Genomic DNA, 13,699 nt, shown 5'->3' on the forward strand with positions numbered 1-13,699 from the left:
TAAAGGAGGGAACGTGGCCGCCTGTTGTGTCGTCCCGATGACCCCGGTTACTGTTCCGCATTATGTGGCGACATTGAGAGGTGACGTACATGGGGCACAAATTCACCCTGGTCCTGAGTCGCGAGATCACGGACGAGGAGGGGGAACTTCTGAAGGAAGCGGGTTTCTCCGGCGCGACTTTCGCGACCGACACGCTTCCCACCGACGCCGATGTCACCGTGACGAAGGTCGACTTCGACGACACGGTTACGCCCTCGCTGGCCGAGGCGATCGAAACGGCCCTGGAGACGGTGAAGAAGGTCCCTGACCTCACCGTGCCCGGCCTCACCGTGCCGGCCGTTCCGCAGCCCCCCGCCGCCGAGGACGGGGACGTGCTGGTCGGCGAGGTGGTCGCGGAGACCGCCGGCAAGTAAAGGTCTCCTCAAGAGATCAGGGCGCCCATGAGGGCGGGCGCGGCCCACGGGCCGCAGCTCCGCCCCCGGATGCCCGCAGCCGCCCGGGCGGCTGCCCCGAACGCAGCGAAGCGCTGGAATCCAGGCCGAAGTTCTCGTGTCGCCCTGGTTCCGGCCTCGTTGCGTTTTCGTATGCCCGCCGGGGTCGCGCCCGCCGCTCGCCGCACCTCGGCCGACTGTTCAACCGATGCCCGCCGCACGGTTGAGCGTCCTTCGTACGTGGTCCGTTTCGGCGAGTTCCGGTTGAACGGTGGGATCAGTTGAACACCGGGTACGGTCATTCGCGTTAGGCCCCGTGCGCCGGTTACCCCGGCGTCGGCCGCGGACACAAAGTCCGTCCGCCCGGCCGGTGGTGCGGTGACGCGATGGATTCCCCGTACATGGAACCGAGTGGCGGCCGGTGCCGTCTTCCGGGCCGGAACAGGGCGGACGGCAGGGCTCTTCGCGTCACGCCGGGCTCCGCGCGCTTGTGCCGGACCTCCACTACGCGGGAGGAAGGGGATAGGATCGCGGCATCCGGTTGGACGTGCAGGCGTTATCGCCACACGGCGGCGATGACTGTCGTGCGGTGTTCATCGTGGAGTCACGAGCCATTTCGACGGCGTTGCCCGCGCGTACCGCGCATTGTCGTCAAGTACCTGGTGGTAATCGGCGAAAGGGTTGTCGAGTTGATGACGGTTCTGCTTCCTCGATGGCATGCGAAACGTTCAACCCCGTGTCAGGTGACCTGAAAAAGCAGCGTGAGCAACCGTGAACTCGGGGGAGGTCCGGACGGCTCTCGGGGCATACCGCAACTGACCTTGGTACGCCTCAAGTCCCGTACACACGACCACTGTTGGCGTTTGGCTGCACATGATGATGATACGTAGTTGTCAGGGGAGCAGTGGTGAGTCTCGCACAGACAGTCGGAACAGCGGCCGGAGTCGCCGGCCGGGGAGGTGGCGAGCCGGAGATTGTCTCGGTCCCGATCATCCAGGTCCTGCCCGGAGACTCACCCCGCCTGACAGGTGAGGACAAAGGGCATGTGCTGCGGCTGGCCGCGATAGAGGGCGCGCTGCCCCCATATTGGTCGACCGGCGCACCATGTGCGTCATCGACGGCCTGCACCGTTTGATGGCCGCCTCCCTCAAGGGCCAGAAAGACATCGATGTCAGATTCTTCGACGGAAGCCGCGAAGAGGCTTTCCTCAAAAGCGTCGAGGCAAACGTCGAACACGGCCTCCCGCTGTCGCAGGCCGACCGCACGGCGGCAGCGCTGCGCATACTCAAGTCGCACCCCACCATGGCCGACCGGGCCATCGCCAAGTCGACCGGACTGGGCGCCCGGACGGTCGCGCAGCTACGGCGTTCGTCCGACTCCGTACCGCAGTCGGACTTCCGCGTCGGACGGGACGGCAAGGTCCGCCCGCTGGACGGGGCGCAGGGCCGGCTGCGGGTGGCGGAACTGATGCGGGACAACCCCGACGCCTCGCTGCGCCAAGTGGCCCGGTCGGCAGGGGTGTCGCCGGCCACCGCGCTGGACGTACGCCGCCGGCTGGAACGCGGCGACCAGCCCGTTCCCAGCCAGCGGAGCCGCAGCAGGGGCGAGGCGGGACCCGCCAAGCCCGAACCGGTGGACCCGGCCCCCGTACCGGCCGCCGCCGCCCCGCCCACCGCCGCCACGCTCGACAAACTCATGCGCGACCCGTCGCTGCGTCAGAGCGAGCTGGGCCGACGGCTGTTGCGGATGTTCCGGGAAAACGTGCTGGGGGCCAGCGAGATGAACGACATCTGTGCCTCGGTGCCTTCGCACTGCATCGAGCTGATCGTGGAGCTGTCCCGGCGCAACTCGCAGATCTGGGACGGGTTCGCGCAGGAGCTGAACAGACGCGCCCGGATCGTGAATCCGGACTGACCGGGCCCGACAGAACCGGGCTGCCCGGGGCCGACAGTTCCGGGACTGATCGCGTCCGACCGGGCCGTCTCCCCGAGGGCCTGTCAGACTCCGGCCGGAGGGGGCGGGGCCGACCGCATCGTCACCGTGCGGCCGGCTCCGCCCCCCGGCATTTTCGGCACCATCGCGGCGCAACGGACACACGAACTCCGCCCGGGCGCCTCGCCGGCGCGAGTGACCATCATCGGCTCGCCTTCTCGCGGCACCCGGCTCAGCGCGGCAGAAGGCGCAGGTCCGGCCCGGCCGAACGCTCGGCCCTGAGGTGATCGGCCAGCCCGGCCGGGGTGCCGGAGGCCCGGATACGGCCCTGGTCGATCACCGCGATCCGGTCGCACAGCCGCACGGCCTCCTCCAGGAACCGGGTGACCATCAGGATGGTGAGCCCGCTGGCCCGTACGCTCTCGATCAGCTCCCAGGTGTCCTGCCGGGACCGTGGGTCCAGTTCGGTGGTCAGCTCGTCGAAGACGGCCACCTGCGGGTTGCCGATCAGGGGCAGCGCGGTGGAGAGCTCCGCCGCCCCGCCGGCCGCCTCGTCCGGCCCGTCCTCCGGGGCCAGGCCCAGCGCGGCCAGCAACCGCCCCCAGTCCGCCGGATCGCGGTAGAAGGAACTGTAGAGCGACAGCGCCTCGGCGAGGCGCATCTGCTCCGGCGAGCACCCGGCCCGCAGTTGGGCGTCCAGCTTCCGTGTCACCTCGGCCCGGTCCTGGTGGGGGTCGATGCCGAGCACGTTGATGTCGCCGCCGTCCCGGCTCCGCAGCCCCTTGACGCATTCCACGATCGTGCTCTTACCTGAGCCGCTCGGGCCGAGAATGCCGAAGACCTCGCCTTCCTCGACGCTGAAGGACACGTCGTCGACTGCTACGAGGTCACCGTAGGACTTGCGGAGATGCTGCACCTCAATGACTGCGGACATGACGTATCCCTTCGCGGCCCTCATGGAATGTCGCATGGCTCGTGCGGCTCGTTCAATCGCCGGCCTGCGGTGGGGCGGTGTCGGCCGGGCACGGGAAACGTACGGTGCGGCTGCTCGCGTCTGCTATCCCACTATGCCCCGTACCCGGTGGGGCCAGCCACACTCAATTGCCGGTCCCATGGGCCAGATATTCACGCACCGAAAGAATCGCGCCAAAGGATTCATATCCTACGCGAGCCGGCGAGTACTTCCGGCACCGGGCGGGAAGGGATCCCGAATACGGCACCGTGGGACGAATGCAGTCTTCCGCGGCGAGTGTGCGCCTGCGTCCGGAGTGCGCCGCCGCCGACCGACTTGCACGGACCGCGTGGCCCGCGCACCGGAAGCGCACGACGTACCCATTTACGCCGTGCGCCGGGAACGAGGTCCGGCTCCGGCGGGGAAGCAGCGCTCTTGGTACGGACCTGCACGGGGTGACCTACCGTCCAACTCCCGAGCGCAAAGGTTTGTCCGGCGGGGAGATATGCGAGGGTTTCGCCCCGCCGTGACCTGGCCCGGCCGTGAAGTCACCGCGTACGGCGGCGGGAACCGGGCCGGTCCGCGCTCCGGCCTGGTGGCGTCCGCAGGAAATCGCCGAAGCCGAGCCGCCCGCAAAGCGCAGAACTCCGCGGACTTTCGGGCGTTTCCGGGGCGGCGAACGGGGCTGTCGACAGGCCGCTCGGCGATCCGGCGGAAGTTTTGGTTGAATAATGAATATCCCCTCCCTGTTGTGTTCTTCGCAGCCCTCTTGCAGGACCGCGAGGAACACAACGGGGAGCTGGCGGCGAGGTGCTGGGGTGCGGTGCCGCCGGACTCGCCGAGTCGCGACGGCGTCACCACCAGCGCCTGCGGGCGCTGACCGTTCTGATCAGCATGCTCCTGTTGTTCTGGGCCATGTACGCCGGCGTCGGCGGCCGGGGCCGGGCCGCCGACACCGCGCGGAGCATGAGCACCAAGGACCCTGCCGTGGTGGTCTTCAGCAAGGACGACCTCATGATCCGAGGTGGCGGCGGCTGTTACTTCCACGTCCGGCAGAAGGGCAGCGCCTTCAAGTTCCGGTACTCGGGGCTGCACCTCTTCCGCATCGAATCGGGGATCGTGTCTATGTCGTGCCGGTTCGCTGGTGCCCGGAGAACGGGACGGTGTGGGTGTTGGAGAAGAGTGACAGCGTACGGGTGGAGTACGTCAGCGGACCGGCGGGACGGGCTGAGACATGCGAGTGCGGAGCCCGCATTCGGCACGACGGGGTGTCCGTGCGTGTCGGTGGCTCTCCAGCGAGCAGCCGGTCACGGTGCTGCTCCCTCAGTCGTTCCGCGCGTGATCGGACCCCGGGCCCGGCCCCGGAGCGACCAGGATGACGGCGGCGTCGATGAGGGCCCGGATGCGGTCGGCGGTGAACCGTTCGGGTTCGAAGGGGTGCATCATCATCCAGCCGTCGCCCATGGCGCTGAGCTGGTCGGCGAGCAGGTCGGCGGGGATGTCGTCGCGGACGGTGCCGCGGGCCTGGCCGGCGGCGAGGGCCGCGGCGTGTGCCTGGCGGTAGCGGGCGTAGCGCCGCTGGATGAGGGCGGCGAAGGATGGTTCGTACCGGGCGTGGGCGAGCAACTGGGACATGACGGGCCAGAAGTCGGGGTCGCTGGTGACCAGTTCGAGCCACCGTTCCAGGAGTCCTCTGAGGTCGGCGCGTTCCCGGGCGTCGGCGAGCATCGCGTCGTACGTGTCGAAGCGGTTCTCGGCCAGCGCGGTGACGAGTTCTTCTTTGTTTGCGAAGTAGTAGGTCACCGCTCCGGTCGTGCAGCCCGCGCGCTGGGCCACCTTGCGCAGTGAGGCGTTGGCGTACCCCTCCCGCGCGATGACCGATGCCGCTGCCTCCAGGAGCGCGGCGCGTTTCGCGGCGTGGTCGCCGGTGGGGCGTCCGCGCCGTACGACCTGCTGGGTCCCGTTGTCGCCGCTCACTCGTCGGGCCTCCCCTTCCGTTGTCCGTGATTCTGGCACACCTTTTTCGTAACAACCGTTGTGTAAAAGACGGTCGTCTTCTACCGTTCTTGCGTCTCCCCGCCTGAAAGCCTGAAGGAGAGTCACCGATGGATGAGTCAGTTCGGGAAGCGTTCAGGGAAGACGGCACCGCCCTCATCGAGGACTGCCTGGACGAAGGACAGTTGGCGCGGTGCCGCCAGGCGTTCGACTGGGCCGTGGCGAACCCCGGCCCGCACGCGACAACGATGTTCGACGGGACCGAGCGGCGCTCGCACGTGGACAACGCCAACCCGCTCGCCAAGGAACGGCTGGACGCGATGGTGTCGTCGCTGCCGTTCGGTGAACTGTTCGCCGGGCTGTGGGGCTCGGAGCACGTCTGGTACTTCGCCGAGGAGATATTCCTCAAGTCCGGCGGGCGGGGCGCCCGAAGCTGCTGGCACCAGGACACCGCGTATCTGCCCTGGGCGGGCGAGCACTGGGGCAACGCGTGGATCAGTTTCCAGCACGTACCGAAGCACAATTCGCTGGAGGTCGTCCGCGGCTCCCACCGCGGCGTCCAGTACGACGGGACCACCTTCGACCTCGACGACCCGACCGAGCCGCTGCACGGCGGCGGCGTCCTGCCGCGCCTGCCGGATATCGACGCCGAACTCGCGGCCGGACGCGACACCCATGACGTGCCCTATGACGTGCTCTCGTGGGCGGTCGACCCCGGCGACGTCCTCGTGCTGCACCCCCGCTCGCTGCACGGCGGCGCCGGCGTCGACGCCGGATGCCCGGACCGCCACACGCTGGTCCTGCGCTTCTTCGGCGACGACGCGACCTTCCGTCCCCTGCCGACCGCGAACGAGCGCTACGCCCGCAACGGCATCCTCTTCGTGGAGGAAATGGCGAAGCTGGCCCCAGGGGCTCCCTTCCGTTCGCCCGTATTCCGCCAACTCCTGTGACCGCACCGGCCGCACCGACGAAGAGGTCCACGACATGAAACGCCAACTCATCAACCCGCCGCACACGCAGGCGCTCTACGATCAGCTGCACTTCTCGCAGGCGGCCCGCGCCGGCGACCTGATCTGGGTATCGGGCCAAGTGGGGATCCACCGGGACACCCTGCGGCCCGCCGTCGGCATGGAAGCTCAGGCACGGCTCGCTTTCGAGGGCGTGAAGAACGTTCTGGAAGCCGCGGGAGCCGGCCTGGCCGACATCGTCGAGCTGACGACTTACCACACCGATCTCCGAGGCGACATGGGGGAGTTCACCAAGGTCAAGGACGAGTACCTGCCCGACCGGTATCCGGCCTGGACCGCCGTCGGCATCACCCAACTGGCCCACCCTGAACTGCTGGTCGAGATCCGAGTCGTCGCCATGGCCGGCAGCGGTGATGCTTGATCCGGCCTCCGCACCCCGCCGCCCCCGTGCCCGTGCCGCACGCGACGCGGGTGCGGGGAGCGGATCGAGGGACGTGGTGGAGCCGCTCACGTCCGCCTCGGGATACGCGGCAGCCGAATACGGCGCGGTCAGCGTGCTCCTCGGCGCGGCACGCGGCGCCTACCCGTACGGAAACTCACTGCTCGTACGGGGCGCGGAGGCCACACTGGTCGTCGACCCTCGCTGTCGCTCGCAGCAGCGACGCCGCCGCCGGCCGACGCGGTCCTCGTCAGCCACGCGCACGAGGACCACATCGCCGGCCTCGGCGGCTACGACGTACCGGTCCATATCCACACCGCCGACCTCGACGCGCTGCGCTCCCGCGAGGCGATGGTCGCCGGGTACGGGCTGCCGCGGGACGCGGCGGCCGAGGCCGACCAGGCGCTGCTGGACCACTTCCACGTGCGGGGGCGTCCGGATGCGACGGGGTTCGACGACGGCGCCGTGTTCGATCTCGGCGGGCGCACCGTGACCGCCGTGCACCTCCCCGGCCATACCGCGGGCCACAGCGGCTTCCTGATCGAACCGGACGGGTTCCTGTTCATCGCGGACATCGACCTCACGTCGTTCGGCCCGTACTACGGGGACGTCGGCAGCAGTCTCGCCGACTTCGAGGCGTCGATGCGCCGGTGCCGCGAGATCGACGCGCGCTGGTACGGAACGTTTCATCAGAAGGGCGTGATCGAGGGCACCGCGGAGTTCCGGCGCCGGATCGACGCGTACGCCGGCGTGGTGGAGAAGCGGGAAGCGGAACTCCTCGCGTTCCTCCGCGAGCCGCGCAGCGTCGAGGAAATCGTCGAGCACCGGCTGGTCTACCGCTCCCACATCGAAGGTCCGCAGGTGAGACCCGTAGAGCGCAGGACGGCGGCGCAGCACCTGGACCGGTTGACGAGCGAGGGCCGGGTCGCCGAGGTGGAGGAGGGGCGGTTTCGTGCGACGTAGGCTACGCGCTCCCTCATACGGCTCGGCCAGGACGCCCTTCGCCACGAGAACGTGCAGGCTGGTGCCACGAGCCGGGCCGAGAGGGCGAGCATGACGTGGAAGAAGGACACAGCCGGGACGCGGTGAGGGAGCCCGCGGGCGGCGCGATGGCACGGCTGCTCGCTCGTTGCGCGCTGCTGGCGGCGATCGGCACCCTGGTGCTGCTCGCGATCACGGAAGGCGGGCTGCTGGTCGTCGGCGCCGAGCTACTCGGGGTGATCGTCTGTGCCGTGGGCGTCTGGTGGTTCCTGGCCCACCGCGGCACGGCGCGGCTGGCCGGGGCGCTCGTCGCCGTCGCCGCGCCCGTCGGAGTGGTACTGCTCTACATCCAGGACGGTCTGTGGCGGACGGCGCTGGTACTGGGGGTGTGCTGGGGCGCGGCCCTGGCCTGCGGTCGGGCGGCGTTGCGCCGCTCGCTGCCGCGGTCATCGGGGCGTGCGGCTCCCGCCCACCGGCCGCGGCGGCCGGTGCTCATCATGAACCCGAAATCCGGCGGCGGAAAGGTCGGCCGCTTCACGCTCGTGGAACGCGCCGAGGAACTCGGCGCCCAGGTCATCCTGCTCGACCCCGCCGTTCACAGCGATGCCGCCGAGCTGGCCCGCCAAGCCGTGGCCGAAGGCGCCGACCTGCTCGGCGTCGCGGGCGGCGACGGCACACAGGCGCTGGTCGCGGCGGTGGCCGCCGAACACGACCTGCCCTTCCTCGTGGTCTGCGCCGGCACCCGCAACCACTTCGCCATGGACCTCGGCCTGGACCGTTCCGACCCGTCCCGCTGCCTCGACGCGCTCACCGGCGGCGAGGAAATCCGGGTCGACCTCGGCGATGTCAGCGGCCGGGCCTTCGTCAACACCGTGTCATTCGGCGTGTACGCCGATATCGTCCAACGGCCCGAGTACCGCGACGCCAAGGCCGGCACGGCGCTGGACCTCATGCCGGGCCTGCTGGCCCGCGAGGAGACCCGGCGGATCGAGGCCCGCATCGACGGCACTCCCCTCGCCCCTCAGCAGGCATTGCTGATCAGCAACAACCCGTACGCCTCCCCCGACGGCCTCACCGGCGGTGACCGCCGCCCCCGCCTCGACACCGGCGAACTGGGCGTACTCGGAATCCGCGTAGAAGACGCCGCCCACGCCGCCGACCTGGCCGTACGCGGCTCCCAGTCCACGGGCCTCACCGTCACCACCGCCCACCAGGTCGAGGTGACCTCCGACGCGCCCGAAATCTCCGTAGCCGTGGACGGCGAATCCCTGCGCCTGCCCCCACCGGTGACCTGCTCCCTGCGCGCGGCCGCCCTGCGAATCCTCCTCCCGCGCGACCGCCCCACCGACACCGCCCCCGTGCCGCCCGTAACCGTGCGCCGCCTCATCGACCTCGCACTCAACCGCACGACGCGAGCCCCCAGAGGGAGGCACCGCGCCTGACCGGAACATCGCCGGCCCCGCCGCGACGGGGCCCGGGACCTCATGGCGCGCACGCAAAGACTCCCGCCCCGCGTATCCGCTGGCCGGGAGTGATTTCCGGAGTGCCCCCGGCAGGGCGAAGTGAGTCAGTTGCGCGCCTGGCTCTGTCAGGGTGCTCGCCCGTGGCGGCTCGGGTGAACGGTGGTCGGCGGGCTCCGGGTGCGGGCGTACGGGCTTGGTCCTAGCCTGACGGTAAATGTCCCGGATGCGGAGTCGATCATGGAACCGTCCACGGAGCCCGGTGAATCCGCGGCGCGGACAACCGGTCGGGCCGGGGCCGGGCGGCGGGTGTCCGCCTACAACAGCGTGGCCCAGTTGCAGACCGATCTCTGGTGGTCGATTTCGGATGTCGCACGCAGGCTGTCGCTGGCTGAGCCCGACTCCGCCGGGCGCGCCGAGGCAGTGGGCGTCCTCGACGAGACTCTGGCGGATGTCGATGTGCTCACGCACTACTACAGCTACCCGGGGCCGGAAGTGGCGCAGACGCTGCGAGCGCTGGCGTCGGAGGAGTCGTACGCCGAGCTGAGCCGGACGGCGGCGCGGATCGGTCGGGGGCTGATCGCCGATGTGGCGGTCTCGACGGTCGCGGCGCCGGATTCGCAGGAGTCGGGCGCCGATGCCGATCGCCGTCCGCGGTTCGACGTGTTGGTGGTCGCCGATCTTTCGGAGGCGGAGGAGGAGCAGATCCTCGGCGGGCTGCGCGCGTCGCGCCGCCGTGCGGACGCGTTCGTGTACGACGTGATCGCGGTGTCGAGTTTCGTCGACGCGATGGTGGCGATCCTGGTCAACCCATGGATTCAGGCGGTCGTGGCCCGGCCCGACTTTCACACCCGGTCGGACTTCGATCTGGCGCTGTTGCGGGAACTGCTGCCTCCGGCCGGGCCGCCGGATCTCGACTGCCTCACTGTGGCGGACCGGGCCGGCGCGCTCGCACGCCGGGTCCGCGAGGAACGGCCCGAGCTGGACCTCTATCTGGTCGAGCAGGCCTCGATCGAGCAGCTCGCGACGCAGATCGGGCGCGAGTTCGACTCGGTGTTCCTCCAGCAGGAAGACGCCCTGGACCTGCATCTGACGATTCTGCGCGGTGTCGCCCGGCGCTATCGGACGCCGTTCTATTCGGCCCTGGTGGAGTACGCGCGCAAGCCGAGCGGGGTGTTCCACGCGCTGCCGGTCTCCCGTGGGAACTCGGTGGTCCGCTCGCAGTGGATCCACGACATGTGCGACTTCTACGGGCTGAACATCTTCCTGGCGGAGACGTCGGCGACGGCGGGCGGGCTGGACTCGCTGCTGGAACCGCATGGTGCGATCAAGGAGGCGCAGGATCTGGCCGCCCGAGCCTTCGGCGCGCGACGGACCTACTTCGTGACCAACGGGACGTCCACCGCGAACAAAATCGTCACGCAGTCGTTGGTGGCGCCGGGCGACGTCGTGATGGTCGATCGCAACTGCCATAAGTCGCATCACTACGCGCAGGTGCTCGCCGGTTCCCACGTCGCCTACCTCGACAGCTATTCGATCGACGCGTTCTCCATGTACGGCGCGATTCCGCTGGCCGACATCAAACGGACGCTGCTGACATACCGGCGAGAAGGCAGGCTTGACCAGGTCTCACTGATCTCGCTCACCAATTGCACCTTCGACGGCGTCGTGTACGACGTGGAACGGGTGATGGCCGAGTGCCTCGCGATCAAGCCCGACCTGGTGTTCCTGTGGGATGAGGCGTGGTTCGCCTTCGCACGCTTCCACCCCGTGTACCGGCGGCGGACCGCGATGGCCGCTGCGGCCCGGCTGGCCGAACGTATCGGCACGGCTGCATACCGGGCCGAGTACCGGCGGCATCTCCAGCACATTCGAGGCATGTCCGACGACGAGCTGGTACGTGAGCGGCTGCTTCCGGACCCGGACAAGACCAGGATCCGCGCGTACGCCACACAGTCGACGCACAAGACCCTGACCTCGTTGCGTCAGGGGTCGATGATCCACGTACATGACGACGACTTCAGCAGGCGGAACGAGGAGGCATTTCACGAGGCCTATATGACGCATACCTCGACTTCTCCGAATTACCAGGTGCTGGCGTCCCTCGACGTCGGCCGGCGGCAGGTCGAGCTGGAGGGGTTCGAGCTGGTGTCGCGCCAGGTCGAACTGGCGATGTCGCTGCGCGACCAGATTGCCGGGCACCCGCTGCTGTCGAAGTACTTCCGGGTGCTCGACAGCGGCGAACTGATCCCGGACCAGTACCGCCAAGAGGGCGGACCGTGCCCGTTGCATGCCGGGCCGGCGGCCATGGAAAAGGCCTGGAGCACGGACGAGTTCGTCCTCGACCCCTGCCGGCTGACCCTTGAGATCTCCGCGACGGGCATCGACGGCGACACGTTCAAACACGTTGAGCTGATGGACCGCTGGGGCATCCAGGTCAACAAGACCACGCGCAATACGGTACTGGCGATGACGAACATCGGTACGCCCCGAACTGCCGCCGCACACCTGCTCCGAGCGCTCATCGGCATCGCGGAGGAATTGGAGGCCGAGGCCGGGCAGTTGGCGCCGGAGAAGAAACGGGCGCGCGACCGGCGGATCGATGCGCTCAGTCACGATCATCCGCCGCTGCCGAATTTCTCGCGGTTCCACGATACGTTCCGCGCCGAGTCCGCCGGCGAAGCGGCGGACGGGGACATGCGCAAGGCGTACTACATGGCGTATCGGGAAGAACTGTGCGAGTTTGTGTCCTCCGAAGAGGCACGGCGCCGGGTAGACGCCGGGCAGCCGGTCGTATCGGCGATCTTCGTCACGCCGTATCCGCCCGGCTTTCCGATCCTGGTACCGGGTCAGGAATTCAGCGAGGACATCCTCGACTTCATGGACGCCTTGGACACCAAGGAGATCCATGGGTTCGACCCGGAATGCGGATACCGGGTGTTCGTTCGATCCGCGCTGGCAGGAGACGCCGGCTGAGACCGGCGGCGGTGGCGGCTGGTGCCGCCCGGCCGTGCACTCACCCGAGGAAGGGGCGGCGCAGCGCCGCACCGCCCCCTTGGGCGGGCTGGTCAATGGACGGCGCCGTTTTCGATGCACAGGACGCCGGCGACGATCAGGCCGATACCCAACCCCATGACCTTGGTGAGGGGTTCGCGGAACAGGACGCGGGCAGCGAGGGCTGCCAGGGCGATGCCGCTGGCAGCCCAGATGCCGTAAGCGGCCCCGAGGGGCATGCCGTGCTGGAGGGCCAGCGTCAGGAAGGAGAAGGCGAGCACGTAGCCGGTGCAGACGGCGATGTACCACTTCTTGGTGCCGCCGTGTGAGGCCATCCGCAGCGACAGTGTGCCGGAGAGCCCGGACAGGATCCCGCAGGCGAGGAAGATCCAGCTCATCGTGTCGCTCCTTCCGTGCGGAGCCGGCGGGCCCGGGCGGCTTGGAGCCCGAGCTCCACGCACAGCACACCGGCGATGACCAGGACGATCCCCACACCCATCGGCACGGTCAGCGCGTCGCCGAAGACGACGCCGGCGAGCAGGGCGGTCAGGGCGACGCCGCAGGCGCCCCAGAGCCCGTAAGCGACCCCCAGTTCCATGCCTGCCCGCAGGACACCGGAAAGGGATGAGAAGGAGCCGACGTATCCGGCGATGACGAGGGGGTACCAGGCGGGGTGGTCCATGGCGGCCCGCAAGGACAGCGTGGCGGTGACTTCCAGCAGGATCGCCGCGGCGAGCAACAGCCATTTCTTCATCGGGGCATCTTGTCCTTCAGGAGCGTTTCGGCAACGGTCAGCAGTTCGGCGCGGTCGCGGTCCGGGACGGGGAAGACGCCGGTGGCCGCGGCGGCCCAGTACGCGTCGGCCAGCAACCGCGCGGCGGTGAGCCGGGCGCGGACCGGTCCCGGGAGGGAGCCGGGCAGCGTGAGCCAGGGCTCCAGACGCCGGACCCAGGTCGCGGTCAGGGCCTGGCGGTACAGGGCGTTGGTGTAGATCGCATAGTCCGCGCGATCGAACCGCCCGTTCAGCGCCACCTCGACGTAGGCGCGGATCCGCTGATGCGGCGAGGCCGCTTCGGGCGACTGTCCGAGACGGCCTCGCAACAACGCCTCCCAGCGCCCGGCGACGTGATCGACGACGCCCAGCATCAAGGCTTCCTTGGTCGGAAAGTGGTACATCAGCCCCGGTTTGGTCAGCCCCACCTGCTTGGCAGTGGCGTCCAGGGTGATCGTGCCTCCCTCGGCCCGGAGCAGCTCAAGGGCGCCGTCCAGAATCCGGTCCTTCGTGGTACTCACCATGCCGGAACTTTACCATCCGGAAGGTAAAGTTCTTACGGGGCTGACGGCGGGGTACCGCGGCACGCACCCCGGTCCCCGGCGGAACGGCATATGTCCAACGAGCCCTGGGGGAAGGGCTCGAAGATCCCCACACGGCCCCCGGCCGACAAGGGCGGCGTTACGCTGCGCCAGGTCACGTATCACCTGGTTTCCGAAGGCACGCTGCCGCGCTCTGCGCCGATGCACCGCCGTCTGTCCGCGCGCTGGCCAAG

12 protein-coding genes are annotated in these 13,699 nt (G+C 69.1%); 7 read left to right on the top strand and 5 right to left on the bottom strand.

All coding sequences use genetic code 11. From position 1 onward, the window contains the following. Positions 1-89 precede the first annotated feature (89 nt). Both EJG53_RS36300 and EJG53_RS36305 read left to right on the top strand, forming a co-directional pair. Positions 90-413: a hypothetical protein gene (locus tag EJG53_RS36300; RefSeq protein ID WP_125048458.1), complete on the top strand. Its 324-nt coding sequence runs from the start codon at positions 90-92 to the stop codon at positions 411-413. A 1,122-nt stretch (positions 414-1,535) separates the two neighbouring features. Further along, entirely contained in the window at positions 1,536-2,345 is an 810-nt protein-coding gene (locus EJG53_RS36305; protein WP_218041940.1) for a transcriptional regulator, read from the top strand. Positions 2,346-2,595: 250 nt separating this feature from the next. On the opposite strand, the gene EJG53_RS36310 is transcribed toward EJG53_RS36305, so the two are convergent. Both EJG53_RS36310 and EJG53_RS36315 read right to left on the bottom strand, forming a co-directional pair. Then, positions 2,596-3,297 (bottom strand): ABC transporter ATP-binding protein, encoded by a 702-nt coding sequence (locus EJG53_RS36310; protein WP_125048459.1) that lies wholly within the window; start codon positions 3,295-3,297, stop codon positions 2,596-2,598. A gap of 1,341 nt (positions 3,298-4,638) precedes the next feature. Beyond that, entirely contained in the window at positions 4,639-5,292 is a 654-nt protein-coding gene (locus EJG53_RS36315; RefSeq protein ID WP_125048460.1) for a TetR/AcrR family transcriptional regulator, read from the bottom strand. Positions 5,293-5,420: 128 nt separating this feature from the next. Between EJG53_RS36315 and EJG53_RS36320 the strand changes: the two genes are divergently transcribed. From EJG53_RS36320 to EJG53_RS36340, 5 genes are all read left to right on the top strand, one after another. Continuing rightward, positions 5,421-6,260: a phytanoyl-CoA dioxygenase family protein gene (locus tag EJG53_RS36320; RefSeq protein WP_125048461.1), complete on the top strand. Its 840-nt coding sequence runs from the start codon at positions 5,421-5,423 to the stop codon at positions 6,258-6,260. Positions 6,261-6,294: 34 nt separating this feature from the next. After that, complete coding sequence (locus EJG53_RS36325) at positions 6,295-6,699, top strand: RidA family protein (RefSeq protein ID WP_125048462.1); 405 nt, start codon at positions 6,295-6,297, stop codon at positions 6,697-6,699. A gap of 222 nt (positions 6,700-6,921) precedes the next feature. Next, positions 6,922-7,680 carry an MBL fold metallo-hydrolase gene (locus tag EJG53_RS36330; protein ID WP_244955721.1) on the top strand — a complete coding sequence of 253 codons (759 nt, stop codon included), beginning with the start codon at positions 6,922-6,924 and terminating at the stop codon, positions 7,678-7,680. A 146-nt stretch (positions 7,681-7,826) separates the two neighbouring features. Beyond that, complete coding sequence (locus EJG53_RS36335; RefSeq protein WP_125049825.1) at positions 7,827-9,140, top strand: diacylglycerol/lipid kinase family protein; 1,314 nt, start codon at positions 7,827-7,829, stop codon at positions 9,138-9,140. Positions 9,141-9,398: 258 nt separating this feature from the next. Next, complete coding sequence (locus EJG53_RS36340) at positions 9,399-12,134, top strand: aminotransferase class I/II-fold pyridoxal phosphate-dependent enzyme (protein ID WP_125048463.1); 2,736 nt, start codon at positions 9,399-9,401, stop codon at positions 12,132-12,134. Between the two features lie 92 nt (positions 12,135-12,226). Here the strand turns inward: EJG53_RS36340 and EJG53_RS36345 are convergent, their stop codons facing one another. From EJG53_RS36345 to EJG53_RS36355, 3 genes are read right to left on the bottom strand one after another with little or no spacing between them, the layout of a single operon-like run. Continuing rightward, positions 12,227-12,550, bottom strand: a complete 324-nt coding sequence (locus tag EJG53_RS36345; protein WP_125048464.1) for a DMT family transporter — start codon at positions 12,548-12,550, stop codon at positions 12,227-12,229. Beyond that, positions 12,547-12,906, bottom strand: coding sequence for a DMT family transporter (locus EJG53_RS36350; protein WP_125048465.1), 360 nt, complete (start codon positions 12,904-12,906; stop codon positions 12,547-12,549). The genes EJG53_RS36345 and EJG53_RS36350 overlap by 4 nt, the downstream gene beginning before the upstream one ends. Next, complete coding sequence (locus EJG53_RS36355) at positions 12,903-13,448, bottom strand: TetR/AcrR family transcriptional regulator (protein ID WP_125048466.1); 546 nt, start codon at positions 13,446-13,448, stop codon at positions 12,903-12,905. Before EJG53_RS36355 ends, EJG53_RS36350 begins: the two co-directional genes overlap by 4 nt. Positions 13,449-13,699: the final 251 nt, after the last annotated feature.

It is taken from the genome of Streptomyces chrestomyceticus JCM 4735, from assembly GCF_003865135.1.
Classification (GTDB): domain Bacteria; phylum Actinomycetota; class Actinomycetes; order Streptomycetales; family Streptomycetaceae; genus Streptomyces; species Streptomyces chrestomyceticus.